12 protein-coding genes are annotated in these 15,426 nt (G+C 74.5%); 11 read left to right on the top strand and 1 reads right to left on the bottom strand.

The features are described from left to right. Positions 1–5: 5 nt before the first annotated feature. Genes GA0074694_RS23935 through GA0074694_RS23890 form a run of 10 tightly spaced genes read left to right on the top strand, consistent with a single transcriptional unit; the run spans position 6 to position 10,466 of the window. The gene (locus GA0074694_RS23935) at positions 6–1,001 is read left to right on the top strand and encodes a Gfo/Idh/MocA family protein (RefSeq protein ID WP_176738095.1); all 996 of its coding nucleotides are present in this window, start codon (positions 6–8) and stop codon (positions 999–1,001) included. Between the two features lie 9 nt (positions 1,002–1,010). Further along, positions 1,011–1,934 carry an ABC transporter permease gene (locus GA0074694_RS23930; protein WP_091462150.1) on the top strand — a complete coding sequence of 308 codons (924 nt, stop codon included), beginning with the start codon at positions 1,011–1,013 and terminating at the stop codon, positions 1,932–1,934. A 13-nt stretch (positions 1,935–1,947) separates the two neighbouring features. Continuing rightward, the gene (locus GA0074694_RS23925) at positions 1,948–2,865 is read left to right on the top strand and encodes an ABC transporter permease (RefSeq protein ID WP_091463812.1); all 918 of its coding nucleotides are present in this window, start codon (positions 1,948–1,950) and stop codon (positions 2,863–2,865) included. A 28-nt stretch (positions 2,866–2,893) separates the two neighbouring features. Beyond that, complete coding sequence (locus GA0074694_RS23920) at positions 2,894–4,408, top strand: ABC transporter substrate-binding protein (RefSeq protein WP_091462147.1); 1,515 nt, start codon at positions 2,894–2,896, stop codon at positions 4,406–4,408. A gap of 25 nt (positions 4,409–4,433) precedes the next feature. Beyond that, a complete protein-coding gene (locus GA0074694_RS23915) occupies positions 4,434–5,456 on the top strand; it encodes an ABC transporter ATP-binding protein (RefSeq protein ID WP_091462144.1) in 1,023 nt (340 codons plus the stop codon). Then, complete coding sequence (locus GA0074694_RS23910) at positions 5,431–6,456, top strand: ABC transporter ATP-binding protein (protein WP_091462141.1); 1,026 nt, start codon at positions 5,431–5,433, stop codon at positions 6,454–6,456. Before GA0074694_RS23915 ends, GA0074694_RS23910 begins: the two co-directional genes overlap by 26 nt. Beyond that, positions 6,453–7,418, top strand: coding sequence for an N-acetylglucosamine kinase (locus tag GA0074694_RS23905; RefSeq protein WP_176738094.1), 966 nt, complete (start codon positions 6,453–6,455; stop codon positions 7,416–7,418). Before GA0074694_RS23910 ends, GA0074694_RS23905 begins: the two co-directional genes overlap by 4 nt. Continuing rightward, positions 7,415–8,104 carry an N-acetylmannosamine-6-phosphate 2-epimerase gene (locus GA0074694_RS23900; protein ID WP_091462136.1) on the top strand — a complete coding sequence of 230 codons (690 nt, stop codon included), beginning with the start codon at positions 7,415–7,417 and terminating at the stop codon, positions 8,102–8,104. The genes GA0074694_RS23905 and GA0074694_RS23900 overlap by 4 nt, the downstream gene beginning before the upstream one ends. Next, positions 8,101–8,808, top strand: coding sequence for a GntR family transcriptional regulator (locus tag GA0074694_RS23895; RefSeq protein ID WP_176738093.1), 708 nt, complete (start codon positions 8,101–8,103; stop codon positions 8,806–8,808). The genes GA0074694_RS23900 and GA0074694_RS23895 overlap by 4 nt, the downstream gene beginning before the upstream one ends. Continuing rightward, entirely contained in the window at positions 8,808–10,466 is a 1,659-nt protein-coding gene (locus GA0074694_RS23890; protein WP_091462130.1) for an FAD-dependent oxidoreductase, read from the top strand. Before GA0074694_RS23895 ends, GA0074694_RS23890 begins: the two co-directional genes overlap by 1 nt. 26 nt (positions 10,467–10,492) lie before the next feature. Here the strand turns inward: GA0074694_RS23890 and GA0074694_RS23885 are convergent, their stop codons facing one another. After that, entirely contained in the window at positions 10,493–12,286 is a 1,794-nt protein-coding gene (locus GA0074694_RS23885) for an adenylate/guanylate cyclase domain-containing protein (protein WP_091462127.1), read from the bottom strand. Positions 12,287–12,473: 187 nt separating this feature from the next. Between GA0074694_RS23885 and GA0074694_RS23880 the strand changes: the two genes are divergently transcribed. Continuing rightward, on the top strand, positions 12,474–15,368 hold the full coding sequence (locus tag GA0074694_RS23880) for a helix-turn-helix transcriptional regulator (RefSeq protein ID WP_091462124.1): 2,895 nt from the start codon (positions 12,474–12,476) through the stop codon (positions 15,366–15,368). Positions 15,369–15,426: the final 58 nt, after the last annotated feature.

Below are 15,426 nucleotides of genomic sequence, written 5' to 3'. Positions count from 1 at the left end.
TTGGCGTGGACCGCCTCAGGATCGGTGTGGTCGGAATCGGTGTCCAGGGCCAGTTGCACGCCCGCGCGCTGCGCGAGATGCGACAGGTCGAGTTGGTCGCCGTCGCCGATCCGGCACCCCGCAACCGCGACTGGGCCGTGGACACCCTCGGGGTCCGAGCCGTCCCGGACGTCACGGACCTGCTCGACGAGGTCGACGCGGTGAGCATCTGCACCCCCGACCACCTGCACGAGGAGGCGACGCTCGCCGCGCTCGCCGCCGGCCGGCGGGTGCTGCTGGAGAAGCCGATGGCGCTCTCCACCGCCAGCTGCGACCGGATCCTCGCCGGTCGGCCCGACCCCGACGCCCTGATGATCGGTCACATCCTGCGCTTCGACCCGCGGGTCATCCGGCTGCGCGAGATCGTGCGCTCCGGTGAGCTCGGCGAGATCTGGCACGTCAAGGTGTGGCGCTGCACCTCCCAGGCGGTCGGCGCGGGCATCTGGGACCGCACCTCGGTGGCCTGGTTCCTCGGCATCCACGACGCCGACCTGCTGCGGTTCGTCACCGGCCGCGAGGTCGAGGTCACCGGCGCGGTCGGCCGTAAGGTCCTCTCGCCCAGCCACGACGTCGTGCACGCGACCGTCCGCTTCGACGACGGCGCGATCGGCACCATGGAGAACACCTGGACGCTGCCGCACTCCCGTCCCTCCCGGGCCGACGCGGGGCTGCGGATCGTCGGCGAGCACGGCCTGCTGGAGATGGACCTCTCCCACAACGACCTGCTCTACGCCCAGCGCGCGGGCACGGCCGGCTACCTGGACACGTACTTCTGGCCCAGTCGCGGCCCCGGCGGCGCGTACAACCTGCGTACCCAGCTGGAGGCGTTCGCGGACGCCGCGCTGACCGGCGGGCCCACCCCGGTCAGCGGCGAGGAGGGCCGGGCCGCCGTCGCGATCGTCGAGGGTGTCGAGGCGGCCCTCGCCACCGACCCGGCGTCGACACCACCGTCCGCCGGCTGAGGACCGGACATGCTGCGCTACGCCATCCGCCGGCTCGCCATCTCGGTGCTGGTCCTCTTCGGTGCCGCGACCGTGGTGTTCTTCGCCATGCGGGCGGTCGACGGAGACCCGGCCACCGCCGTGCTCGGCCCGGACGCCGATCCCGAGGCCGTCGACGCGCTTCGTCGGGAGTACGGCCTGGACGCCACGCTGCCCGTGCAGTACGTCCGGTTCCTGCAGCGGGCCGCCGCGCTCGACTTCGGCGAGTCCTTCCGGCTCGGCGGCAGCGCGACGGACCTGGTGCTCGGCCACCTGAGCGCCACGGCCGCACTGTCGCTCACCGCCTTCGCCGTCGCCCTGGTGCTCGGCTTCGCCCTGGGCGTGCTGGCCGCGACCCGTCCCGGCGGGCTCGTCGACCGGACGGTCTCCGTGCTGTCCATGCTCACCCAGTCGCTGCCCTCGTTCTGGGTCGGCATCATGCTGATCCTGGTCTTCTCCCGGTTCCTGCACCTGCTGCCCAGCTCCGGGGCGTCCTCGCCGGCCGCCATGGTGATGCCCGCCGTCACCCTCGCCCTGCCACTGCTCAGCGTGGTGCTGCGACTGGTCCGCAGCGGACTGCTCGACGTGCTGCACGAGGACTACGTGGTCACCGCCCGGGCCAAGGGCCTGTCCGAGTGGCGGGTGGTCGGCTCCCACGCGATGCGGACCATGTTGCTGCCGGTGGTCACCGTCGCCGGCCTGGAGTTCGGCAGCCTGCTCGGCGGCGCGGTGATCGTGGAGACCGTCTTCGCCTGGCCCGGTGTGGGCCGGCTGATGACCGACGCGATCGCCGCCCGGGACTACTCCGTCGTGCAGGCCTGCGTGATCACGGTCGCGGCCATCTTCATCGTCATCAACCTCGTGGTCGATCTGCTGTACGTCCGGCTGGACCCCCGGGTCCGCGAGAGCGTCTGAGGAGATGGTCGACATGACCGGCGCCGTCCCCGGCACCCCGCTGCCCGACGTGGCGCCCGCAGCGGCGGAGGCCACCCCGACCGGCACGCCGCCCCCCGCCCGTCGCCGCCGGCTGCGGCTCTGGATCCCGCTGGGCGTCATCGCGGCGTACCTCGTCGCCGGGGTGTTCGGGCCGATGGTCGCGCGGTACGACCCGATCGCCACCTCGGTCACCGACCGGCTGCTGCCGCCGGGCAGCCGGCTCGCCGACGGCGGCCTCGCCCTGCTCGGCACCGACCAGGTCGGCCGGGACCTGCTCGCCCAGATCATGCAGGGCGCCCGGGTGTCCATGCTGGTCGGCGCGGCCACCCTGCTGATCGCCGGCACGATCGGTTCCGCGCTGGGCGTGCTCTGCGGCTACCGGGGCGGCGTGGTCGACACGGTGGTGATGCGGCTGGCCGACATCCAGCTCGCCTTCCCCTCCATCCTGCTCGCCGTCTTCGTCGCCGGTGTGCTCGGCGCCAGTGTCACCAACGTGGTGCTCACCCTCTCCATCACCACCTGGCCGGTCTTCGCCCGGGTGGCGCGGGCGCAGACCCTCGCCACCCGGTCCCGCGACTTCGCCAACGCCGCGCGCACGCTCGGCGCCGGGCCGTGGCACGTCGTGCGCCACTGCGTGCTGCCGGCGGTGCTCAGCCCGGTGCTCGTCGTGGCCACCGTCCAGCTGGGCTTCGTCATCGTCGCCGAGGCGTCGCTGAGCTTCCTGTCGCTCGGCATCCCGCCCGGCACCCCGAGCTGGGGCACCACCATCGCCAACGGTCGGGACCACCTGGCCGGCGCCTGGTGGATCGCCACCCTGCCCGGTCTGGTCCTCGCGCTCTTCGTGGTCTGCGCGGGCGTGCTCGGCGACGAACTGCGGGACCGCTCCGACCCGAACCTCTCCACCCGGTAATCCCCCTCGCCAGCGGAACGGACGACACATGAGAAACCCGAAGACCCGCCTCGGCGCGCTGGCCCTCGCCAGCGTCCTCGCCCTCACCGCCTGCTCCTTCGACAGCGACACCGGCGGCGACACCACCGCCGGCCGGACCACCCTGCGGGTGGCCAACCCGACCCCGGTGGTCTCGCTCAACCCGTACGCCGCGAACTCGGCCGACCAGCCCACCCTCACCGTCGTGCAGGAGGCCTTCGAGACCCTGGTGTCCCGCCGCGACGGTGAGATCGTGCCGAACCTCGCCGAGAAGTGGACCAACCCGGACCCGCTGACCTGGCAGTTCACCCTGCGCAGCGGCGTCACCTTCGCCGACGGCACCCCACTGACCAGCGCCGACGCCAAGGCGTCCGTGCAGGCCCTGATCGACGGCAAGGGACCGCTGGCCGGACTCTGGGCCGCCGTCGCCGCGATCGAGACCCCGGACGAGCGCACCCTGACCATCCGCACCAGCGAGGCGCTCGGCACCGTGCTGAGCAACCTCACCCTGGTCTGGATCGCCCCGGCGGCCAAGCTCGGCGACCAGAGCTTCTTCACCGCCCCGTACGGCACCGGCCCGTTCAAGGTCGCCTCGTTCACCGCCGGACAGAGCGTCGAGCTGGTGCGCAACGACGCGTACCGGGGCGAGCGTCCGAAGCTGGAGAAGATCTCCTACCGGTACATCCCGGAGATCTCCGGCCGGGTGACCGCGCTGGAGAACGACGAGATCGACGTCACCTGGGGGCTGCCGCCGGACCAGCTGACCGGGCTGCGCGACGACGACCGGCTCACCGTCACCTCGTTCCCCACGTACGCCAACTACTACATCTGGTTCAACAGCTCCCGGAAGCCGTTCACCGACCCCCGGGTCCGGCAGGCCATGTGGCACGCCCTGAACCTCGACACCATCAGGAAGTCCCTCTTCGACCAGGCCGGCACCCCCGCCGCCGGGCCGCTGCCCGAGGCGGTGTTCGGGGCGGCGAAGCAGAACCCGTACGGCTACGACCCGGCCCGGGCGAAGCAACTGCTCACCGAGGCCGGCTTCCCGAACGGTTTCACCACCACCATGATGTGGAGTACCGGCTGCTGCACCAACGGCAACTCCTTCGCCGACGCGATGATCAGCGACTGGGCCAAGGCCGGCATCGTGGTCAAGCCCCAGGAACTGGAGCGGGCCACCTGGCTCGACCGGCTGCTCAAGCTCGACTGGGACAGCACCATGACCACCGGCAGCACGGTCACCGGGGACGCCGACTTCACCCTGGCCCGGCTCTACCTCTCCACCGCCAAGCGCAACGGGTACGCCAACCCGGCGCTGGACAAGATCCTGCTGGAGGCCCGCCGGGAACTCGACCAGGACCGCCGCGCCGAGCTCTACGCCCAGGCCGGAAAGATCGTCTGGGCCGACGCGGTGGGCATCTTCCCGCTCGACCTCAGCGGCAACGTGGTGCTGCGCAAGGGCGTGCAGGGCTTCACCCCCACCCCGAACGACCTGCCCGACTTCGCCGGCGTCTCGCTCGGCTGACCCGCCCGGACCCGGAGGACCTGCGATGGTGGCACCACCACCCACCCGGCAACCGCTGTTGAGCGTCGACGACCTCGTCGTCTCCTTCGACGGCCCGCTCGGCACCCACCCGGTGCTCAACGGCGTCTCGTTCCACGTGGACGCCGGGGAGACCCTGGCCATCCTGGGTGAGTCCGGGTCCGGCAAGTCGGTCACCGTCCGCGCGGTGATGGCGCTGCTGCCCCGGCACAGCGCCACCATCGCCCGCGGCACCATCCACTACGACGGCGAGGAGCTGACCGCCCGGCCGGTACGGCGCACCCGCCAGCTGTGCAGCACCGAGTTCGCCATGGTCTTCCAGGACTCGCTGAGCGCGCTCAACCCGGTGGTGCGGGTCGGCGAGCAGATCGCCGAGCTGTTCCGGGTACGGCGCGGCGTGTCCCGCCGCGAGGCGTGGGCCCGGGCGGTCGCCGGCCTGGAACAGGTCGGCATCCCGCACGCCGCCCAGCGCGCCCGGGACTACCCGCACCAGTTCTCCGGCGGGATGCGCCAGCGCGTGGTGATCGCCATGGCGCTCGCCCTCGGTCCCCGGCTGCTGATCGCCGACGAGCCGACCACCGCCCTGGACGTGACGGTGCAGGCGCAGATCATGGACCTGCTGCGCGACCTGCGCCGGGCCCACGGGATGGCGATGATCCTGATCACCCACGACCTCGGCGTGGTGGCCGACGTGGCCGACCGGGTCGCGGTCATGTACGCCGGTTCCGTCGTCGAGACGGGCCCGCTGCGTACCGTCTACGACACCCCCGCCCACCCCTACACCCGGGGGTTGATGAATTCGATCCCCACCCCGGAACACCCCGGTGCCCGGCTGACCCCGATCGAGGGCATGCCCCCCGCGCCGCACCGGATGCCCGCCGGGTGCGCCTTCCATCCCCGCTGCCCGCTGGCCCGGCCCCGGTGCCGCACCGACCGGCCGGCGCTGCGGGAGATCACCCCCGGCCAGCTCTCCGCCTGCCACTACGCCGAGGAGGTGGTGACCGGTGTCCGTACCCCAGACGCGGCTTGAGGTCCGGCAACTGCGGGTCGCCTACCCCGGCGGCCGGCGCGGGCTGCTGCACAAGGCCCCGCCGATCGGTGCCGTCGAGAGCCTCGACCTGACCGTGACCACCGGCCGCACCCTGGGGCTGGTCGGGGAGTCCGGCTGCGGGAAGTCCAGCCTGGCCCGCACGATCGTCGGCCTGCGTCGCCCCAGCGGCGGCGAGATCTGGTACGGCGGTGAACGCATCGACACTGCCGACACGACGCGGCGTCGCCGCCTCACCCGCGAGATCCAGATGGTCTACCAGGACCCGTACTCCTCGCTGAACCCCCGCAAGACGGTCGACTTCATCGTCAGCGAGGGCTGGCGGGCCCACCGGGGGCTGCTGCCCCGTGACCGGTGGGCCGAGCGCACGGCCGAACTCCTCGCCCGGGTGGGCCTCGCCGCCGAGCTGGGCGGCCGCTACCCGCACCAGCTCTCCGGCGGCCAGCGGCAACGGGTCGGCATCGCCCGGGCCCTGGCCCTGTCGCCGCGGATCGTGGTCTGCGACGAGCCGGTCAGCGCGCTGGACGTCTCGGTCCAGGCACAGACGCTCAACCTCCTGGCCGACCTCCGCGACGACCTCGGGCTGGGTTACCTGTTCATCGCGCACGACCTGTCGGTGGTGCGCCACGTCAGCGACGACGTCGCGGTGATGTACCTGGGGCGGATCGTGGAGACCGGACCGGCCGCCACCGTCTACGACGAACCGGCCCACCCGTACACCCGGGCGCTGATCTCGGCGGCCCCGGTGCCGCGCCCCTGGGCCGGCCCACCGACCGAACGCACCGTGCTGCGCGGAGAGGTGCCCTCACCGGCCGCCCCGCCGTCGGGATGCCGGTTCCGCACCCGGTGCCCGCTCGCCCAGCCGTACTGCGCCGAGGCCGTCCCCGAGCTGCGATCGGTCGCCGGACGGAAGGTCGCGTGCCATTTCGCCGAGGCGAGTCTGGCCGGTCGGACGGACGTCGCGCCGGAGCCGCCGCGGTGAGCGGCGCACCGGCCGTCCGGATCGGCGTCGACCTGGGGCAGGGCGGTTGCCGTGCCCTCGCCCGCCACGACGGGCGCAGTGGCCATGGCCGTACCCCCGGGTTCTGGTCGGGACAGCCCGCCGCACGGGTGGCCGACGCGGTCGGTGCGGCCCTGGCCGACCTCGGTCCGGTGCCCGACGGCCCGGTCGCGGTCGGGCTCGGCATGACCGGGCTCAACGGCCAGTCACCCCCGGTCGACGACCTCCGCGCCCGGCTCCGGGAGCGGGGACTGCGCGGGACGTTGGACGTCGCCGACGACAGCGTCACCGCCTACCTCGGCGCCCTCGGACCGGTGCCCGGCGCGGTGGTCGCGGCCGGCACCGGTGTGGTGGTGCTGGCCGCCGCGCCCGACGGGCGGACCGCCCGGGTCGACGGCTGGGGCGCCGCCCTGGGCGACCGGGGCTCCGGCCACTGGATCGGGCGGACCGCGCTCCGGTTGGCCCTGCGGCAACGGGACCGGGACCGCGCGGGAGCGCTGCTCGACGCGACCGTGGCCGCCTTCGGTCCGGTGGAGACCCTGCCGGCCCGCTGGCGGGAGCGCCCGCCCACCCCCGAGCGGCTCGCCGGGTTCGCCGGCACCGTGGCGGAGCTGGCCCGGGCCGGCGACCCGGACTCCCGGTCGGTCTGGCGGCGGGCCGGCGTGCTGCTGGCCGACTCGGCGGTGGCCGCGCTGCGCCAGGCCGGTCTGGCCGGCGCGGACGTGCCGGTGGCCGGAACCGGTGGCGTGTTCGCCGCCGCCGATCTGCTGCTGCCGACCTTCACCCGCGCGTTGCGCGTCGGAGCGCCGTGCGCCCGTCCGGTCGGCGCGGCGGCCGACCCGCTCGCGGGTGCCCTGGCGCTCTGCGCCGGCCCCGCCGGGCGGACGCTGTTCACCGGACTGGTCGTCCACTGTGATATCGAGGAAAGGGCAGGAAAGCGATGAACGTGGCCGAGGCCATCCGGGGACGGTTGGTCGTCTCGTGCCAGGCGCAGGACCCCCGGAGCCCGTTCCTGGACACCGCGCACATGATGGCGATGGCGAGCGCGGCGGTTCTCGGCGGCGCGGCCGGGCTGCGCGGTCAGGGGGTGGCGCACGTGCGGGGAATGGTCGCCCTCGGGGTGCCGGTCGTCGGGCTGGTCAAGCGGAAGGTCCCGGGCAGCCCGGTCTACATCACCCCGGGCCGGGCGGACGTGGTCGCGTTGACCGGGGCCGGCGCGCAGATCGTGGCCGCCGACGCCACCGGCCGGCCCCGGGCCGGTGGGGAGAGCCTTGCCGACCTGATCGCCGCCACCCACGCCGGTGGGGCGCTGTTCATGGCCGACGTGGACAGTGTGGACGCCGCCCTCGCCGCGGTCGACGCGGGAGCCGACCTCGTCGGGACCACCCTCGCCGGCTACACCGGCGCGACGGTCCCGGACGGTCCGGACGTCGACCTGGTCGCCGCGCTCAGCCGGCGGTGTCCGGTTCCGGTGATCGCCGAGGGACGGTACCGTACCCCTGCCCAGGTCGCGGCCGCCTTCGACGAGGGCGCGTGGGCCGTGGTCGTCGGCACCGCCATCTCCGACCCGGTGGACACCACCCGCCGGTTCGTGTCCGCATGCCCGCATGCCCCCGTGGAGTCACGATGACCACCAAACTGAGCCAGATCCGGACCGTGCTGCGCAGCCGGGTGGCGGACATGAAGGCCCACACCGCCCTGCCCCGGGAGCGGGACCTCGCCGAGGAACTCGGCGTCAGCCGGACCACGCTGCGACAGGCGCTGCGGGAACTCACCACCGACGGTCTGATCTACACGATCCGGGGCCAGGGCACCTTCGTCTCCGACACCCGCATCGCCAAGGGCACCAGCCTGAGCGGGTTCACCGAGGACATGCGGGCCCGGGGACTGACCCCGAGCAGCAAGATGCTCGACGCCGACGCGGTGGTTGCCCGGGACGCCCTCGCCAACGAGCTCGGCCTGCCGGAGGGCTCACTGCTCTACCGGGTCGAGCGGCTGCGGATGGCCGACGGCGCGCCGATGTGCCTGGAGGAGGTGCACCTGCCGGCGGACCTCTTCCCCGGCCTGCTGGTGGAGAACCTCGACGGCCCGCTCTACGAGACCATGCGCGACCGCTATAACGTCCAGGTCGTCGTCGCCCAGCAGATGATCGCCGCGGTGGTGCCCACCCCGCGCCAGTGCGAGCTGCTGGAGATCCCGCCGGTGGCCGCGTTGCTGGAGGTGCGGCGGATCGGGTTCGACGGGCGGGGGAGAGCGGTCGAGTTGGCGGTGTCGTACTACCGCGGCGACCGTTACCACTTCGCGCTGACCGCCCGGCGCGGGGACGACGGCTGATGACCGCGACGATCGTCCCGGCTCCCCGCCGGGCCCGCAGGACGACCGGGGAGACCACCGACGTGCTCGTCGTCGGCGGCGGTGTGGGCGGCATCGCCGCCGCGCTGGCCGCCTGCGAGGGGGGTGCCCGGGTGGTGGTGGTCGAGCCGTACCGGTGGATCGGCGGCCAGCTCACCTCACAGGCGGTGCCGCCGGACGAGCACCGGTGGATCGAGACCACCGGCTCGACGGCGACCTACCGGTGCTTCCGGCGCGGGGTACGCGGCTACTACCGCGACTGGTACGCGCTCGACCAGGCCGCCGACGGTGCCCTGCTCAACCCCGGCAACGGCTGGGTCAGCCCGCTCTGCCACGAACCGCGCGCCGCGCTGGCCGTGCTCCGGGCCATGATCGCCCCGTGGTGCGCGGCCGGCCGGCTGGTCGTGCACACCGAGGCCGAGTTGCTGGCCGCGCACACCGACGGCGACTCCGTCCGGGCGGTGAGCGTCCGACTGTCCGACGGCACGGTACGGGAGATCAGCGCCCGGTTGGTGCTGGAGGCGAGCGAGACCGGCGAGCTGCTGCCGCTCGCCGGGATCGAGTACCGCACCGGCACCGAGTCGCGGGACCAGACCGGTGAACCGAGCGCGCCCGAGCGGGCCGACCCGCTCAACATGCAGGCCGCCACGGTCTGCTTCGCGCTGGAGCACGTCGACGGGGACCACACCGTGGACCGGCCCGACGGCTACGGGCGGTGGCGGACGCTGACCCCGCCGGGCTGGCCGGACCGGCTGTTCAGCTGGAGCTACCCGGACCCGCGCACCGGCCGGCCGGTCACCGGCCGGTTCACCCCCAACCCGGAACAGGCGGCGGCGTCCATGGAGGAGGCGCTGCGGGCCCCGGAGCTGTGGACCTACCGGCGGATCCTCGACCGGCGGGCGTTCCGCCCGGGGCTGCTGCCCAGCGACGTGACCATCGTGAACTGGCCGATGACCGACTACCTGGACGGCCCGCTGTTCGACGTGCCGGACGCCGGGTGGCACCTGCGCCGGGCCCGGGAGTTCAGTCTCGCCTTCCTGTACTGGTTGCAGACCGAGGCGCCCCGGCCGGACGGCGGTCGCGGTTACCCGGGCCTGCGGCTGCGGCCCGACGTGACCGGCACGCCCGACGGCCTGGCGCAGGCGCCGTACATCCGGGAGGCCCGCCGGTTGTGCGCGGTGACCACCCCCACCGAGCAGGACCTGTCGGTGGCGGTGCGGGGCGCGGCCGGCGCGGTGCGGTACCCGGACACGGTCGGCACCGGCCACTACCGCATCGACCTGCACCCGAGCACCCGCGGGGACGGCTACCTGGACGTCGCGGCGCACCCGTTCGAGATCCCGCTGGGGGCGCTGCTGCCGCAGCGGGTGACCAACGTGGTGGCGGCGGGCAAGGCCCTGGGCACCACCCACGTCACGAACGGCTGCTACCGGGTGCACCCGGCCGAGTGGTCGACCGGTGAGGCGGCCGGGGCGCTCGCCGCGTTCTGCCTGACGACCGGGAGTGCCCCGCACGCGGTGCGGGAGCGGCCCGGGCTGTTGGCGGACTTCCAGGACGCGCTGGTCCGGCGGGGTGTCGACCTGCGCTGGCCGGAGGGGACCGCCCTGCCGGAGGAGTGCACCGGGACGCCTCGCGCCTGACCGGCGCCGCCGGTGGGCGGTGCCGGTCAGGCGCTGGCTGCCAGTGGCGGGGTGGTGGCCGGCGTCACGGACATCACCGGCCGGGCCCGGGCCGTCCGCACGGTCGTCCCCGGGGGCACCGCCGCGACCGGCGCGGAGGCTGCCGGTGCGGTTGTGCCGACCAGCCGGACCGGACGGGGTGTCTCGTCGGGGACGGGGATCGCCGACCGGCGGCAGAACTCGGCGCGCAGGGCCCTCGGCAGCCGCTCGTACGCTACCCGGGCCAGCGTCCGGTCCGCCACCTCGTACCCGTGTCGGGCGGAGCGCCACGCCAGCAGGCCCCGTTCCGCCAGGGCCCGCAGCACCGGCCGCAGTTGCTCCGGATCCCCGTCGAGCAGGTGGGCGAGCCGTTCGGCGGTGACCACCCCGAGCGCCGCGCCGGCCATCACCACCGCCCGTCCGGTCCCGTCGAGCCGGTCGAGGCGGGGGGCGACCATCCGGCGGACCGCCTCCGGCACCGGCGGCTCACCGGACGGGTGGCCGTCGTCACCGGCCTGTGCGGCGTACGCCCGGGCGTAGCCGGGGTTCCCCGCGACCAGGGGCAGCAGCCGGGTCACCGCCGCCGACTCACCGAGCAGGTAGCGCAGCAGCCGTCCGGTGTCGACCGTACCCAGGGGCGGCACGGTCAGCCGGTGCCGGCGGTCGGTCGGACCGAGGGGGAGCAGATCACCCCACTCCGGAGGGTGGGTGACCACCACGACCAGCGGCAGCGCCCGCGCGGTCGCCGCGGCGAAGAGCTCGTGCAGGAAGAGGAGCATCTCGGGGGCCGCCCGGTCCACGTCGTCCACCGCCACCACCAGCGGGGTCCGCTCGGCGACGGCGAGCAGCACCTCCCGCCACCGCCCCGCGGCCTTCCCGGCGTCGGCCGGGTCGTCGCCGGGGGTGATCCCGGTGTGGTCGCGCAGCAGCGCCGCGAGCGGAGCGGTCGGGACGTCCGGGTACGGCGGGCACTGCGCACCGCACCAGCGCACCGGCACCCCGTCGACCGGCCGTACGGTCCGGGCCAGTTCCGCCAGCAACCGGCTGCGGCCGATGCCGTCCGGGCCCACCACCGAGACCCAGCGCGCCGACCGCTCCCGCACCGCCCGGACGACCTGGTCCCGCAGGGCGGCCAGTTCCCGTCGCCGGCCGATGAACGGCAGGTCACCGCCGGTCGGCCGGGTCAGGGCGATGCCGTCGGCCCGCCAGACGGCGACCGGCAGCGGCTTGCCGGCCATCGTCGCCGGCGGCAGGTCCCGGTAGTCGATCAGGTCGGCGGTGGCCCGCCGGGTGGCCGCGCAGACGATCACCGTGCCCCGGGGAGCGTGTTCCTGGAGCCGGGCGGCCAGGGTGACCACCGCGCCGCTGACCGCGCCGTGGCCGGCGTCGCGCGCCGCGGCCAGGTCGACCACGGCCTCGCCGGTGGCGACGCCGACCCGCAGCCGCACCACCGTCCCGCCGGCCAGCGGACGCCCGTCCAGGACCCGCTGGATCTCCAGACCCGCGCGCACCGCCCGGTACGCGTCGAACCCGTCGGACTCGACGCCGCCGAACAACGCCATGACGGCGTCGCCGACGTACTTCTCGACCACCCCGTTCCACCGGCGCAGGACCGCCGCGACGGTGCCGAAGTACTCCTGTTGCAGGGCCCGGACGTCCTCCGGGTCGAGCCGGTCGACCAGCGCGGTCGAACCGACGATGTCGACGAAGAGGACGCTGACCGTACGCCGCTCCTCCGGTACCGGCCAGTGCCGCGTCGCGGCCATCGCCGATGCCGGCTGGGTGACTCTGCTGACCTGCATCGCGTTCACCTTTCCCCCGTGGTGCCGGACGACATCTCGGAGATTCGCACCACCGGACCGACGGCGGATCTGCCGAACGACGTATGTCGCCGTCCGGCAACTTTCCGTCGCCATCTCGACGCGAGGAGTACCACAGGACCGATTTACCCTTATGAACGCCCCAGCCGCCCCTATTAGGCTGCTTGCCATGGCCAGCGATGTGGACGCCGCCCCGCTGGTCGGCCGTGCCGACACGGTCGCGATGGTGCGCGCCGCCCTGCTCGACCGGGTTCCGCAGGGCCACACCGCCGCGGTCTTCGTCAACGGGGAGAGCGGGGTGGGCAAGAGCCGGCTGCTCGGCGAGGTGGCGGCCGGACTGCGCGCGACGGGAGCGGTCGTGCTCACCGGAAGCTGCCTCGACATCGGCGACGCCTCCCCACTGCACCCGCTGCTCCAGGCGCTGCGCCGCTTCGAGGCCGAGGCGTCCCACGCCCGCACCTGCTCGGCCGTGCGCAACCTGCTCAACATGTTCGCCGACGAGACCCCCGGCCGGGAGGGTGCCGGCACCCTGCTGGAGCGGGTCTCCCGGGGGTTGCACCTGATCGCCCAGGGCCGCCCGCTGGTGCTCGTCCTGGACGACCTCCAGTGGGTCGACCGCAGCACCCGGCAGCTCCTGCTCTACCTGCTGGCGGGGCTCGGTGACATGCAGCTCTCGGTGCTCGCCGCGATCCGGGCCGAAGCGTTGCAGGGCGCCCATCCGCTGCGTCGGGTCCTCACCGAACTGCGGCGGCTGCGGTCGGTGCGGGTGCTCGACCTCCCCCCGCTGGACCGCGCCGGGACCGACCAGCTCGCCACCGCGATCGTCGGACGGCCGCTGCCGCCGGAGGCCGCCGAGCAGCTCTGGAGACGCAGCGGCGGCAACCCGTTCGTGGTGGAGGAACTGGCCCGAGACCTGCGCGACGGGCGGGACGGGCTCTCCGACACCCTCCGGGAGATCTTCCTCGACCGGGTGGACGCGTTGCCCCCGCACGCCCACGAGGTCGTCCAGGCGATCGCCGTCGGGGTGGAACCGGTGGAGCACGACCTGCTCGCCCGGGTGGTCCGGCTCCCCGACGAGCAGCTGATCGAGGCGGTGCACGCGGCCATCGCGCACCGGCTGCTGGTCTGCACCGACAACGCGTACCACCTCCGGCACCGGCTGGTCGCCGAGGTGCTGGAGCACGAACTGCTCCCGGCCGAGCGGGGTGCCCTGCACCGGCGTTACGCCGACGCGCTCGGCGCCGAGCCGGCACCCCTGCGCCACGCCCGGTCGGCCCACCACTGGCGACTGGCCGGGGAGCCGGTGCGGGCGCTGCGGGCCGCGATGGCCGCGGCGGAGGAGGCCGAACGGCTGCACGGCTACGCCGAGGCGCACCGGCACTGGTCGCTCGCCCTGGCGGCGGCAGCCGACACCGGTCTCGGCGGGCCGGAGCGGGTGGCCCTGCTGGAGAAGGCGGCGGAGGCCGCCCACCACTGCGGCGAGCACGCGCGGGCCCTGGCCCTGCTCGAGGAGCAGGCCACCCTGGCTGGCGGCTCCACCTGCGCCCTGCACATCCGTCGGGCGCGATACCTCGCCCACGCGGGGCGCTCCGCCCTGGCGGAGGCGGAGTACCAGCACGCCCTGGCCGCCCCGGACTGCACCCCCCGCCAGCGGGCGACCGCCGCCGCACACCTGGCCGAGCTGCTGCTGCACCTCGGCCGGTACGCCGAGGCCGGCCGACGCGCACGGGAGGCGCTCGCGCGTTCGGCAGCGGTCGAGGGCTCCATCTCGGAGGTGGTGCTGGCCAGCGCCGCACTCGGTTTCAGCGAGGCGTACCTGGAGGACCCGGACGCCGGCCTGCCGGTGATGCGCGAGGCACTGGCGACCGCCGAGCGTTCCGGCCGGCCCGAGGACGTCGCCCTCGCCTACCTGCACCTCGCCGAGCTGCTGACCGGTCCGCTCAACATGATCGAGGAAGGCGTGGTGGTGGCCCGCCGGGGCGCCGAACGCGTCACCGAGCTGGGGCTGGGCCGGACGTTCGAGACCCGCCTGCTGGCCGTCGCCGCCAACGGGCTGTTCCGGGTGGGACAGTGGGCCGAGGCGGAGAAGGTCATCGCCGACGCGTTGCGGCACCGCCCCTCCGGTGCCGACGCCGCCGAGCTGCTGCTGGCCCGCTGCCGGCTCTCCGTCGCGTACGGGGAGGTCGGGGCCGCCGACCGGGACCTGGAGGCGGTGACCACCCTGCTGGCCGGTGGCGGTGCCCGGCACGTCCTGCCGTTGCTCACGCTCCGGGCAGGGCTGGCCATGTGGCAGGGCCGGCACGACGAAGCCCGCCAGGCCGTCGCGCACGGGCTGACCGAGACCCGCTCCGACGACCTGGTCCTGCTGGCCACCCTCGCCTGGCACGGGCTGCGCGCGGAGGCCGAGGCGTACGCCAGCCGCACCGGCCGGGTCGACCTGACGGCGGTGCGCCGGCTGCGTGAGGTCACCAACCGGGTCCGCCGCGCCAGCGTCCAGGCGGCCCGGCCGGTCCGGGACGTGGTGGACGCCTTCCTCGCCCTCTGCACCGCCGAGGTCGGGCGGCTCGACGGCCCCGGCGACCCGGTCCTCTGGGCCCGGGCGGCCGACGTCTGGGACCGGCGCAGGCATCCTTACCCGGCCGCCTACTCCCGGCTGCGGCAGGCCGAGGCGCTGCTCGCCCGGCGGGGCCGGGACGCCACCGCGGCCGCCCTGCTGCGCCAGGCGTACGAGACGGCGCAGGGGCTGGGGGCGCGGCCGTTGAGCGAGGAGATCGCCGCGCTGGCGGCCCGTGCCCGGGTGCCGGTGCCGGACGGGGCGTCCGACCAGGACGGCGGTCGCGCCGGGGAAGCCGGCGGAGCCCCTGACGAGCTGTCCGCGCTCACCCCGCGCGAGCGCGAGGTCCTGGCGCTGGTGGCCGAGGGGCTCACCAACCGGGAGATCGGTCAACGGCTGTTCATCAGCGAGCGGACCATCGGCGTGCACGTCTCGCACATCTTCGACAAGCTCCAGGTCCGTACCCGGGTCCAGGCCAGCGCGATCCACCTGCGGCACCGGCCCCGTTGAGGGGCGCGCCCAAGGTCCGGCGGCAGCGGGATACGTCGTTCTACTGATTTCCGGGCGC

The sequence above is a fragment of the Micromonospora inyonensis genome (genome assembly GCF_900091415.1).
GTDB lineage: Bacteria > Actinomycetota > Actinomycetes > Mycobacteriales > Micromonosporaceae > Micromonospora > Micromonospora inyonensis.
This window is presented reverse-complemented; position numbering and strand designations above follow the sequence as displayed.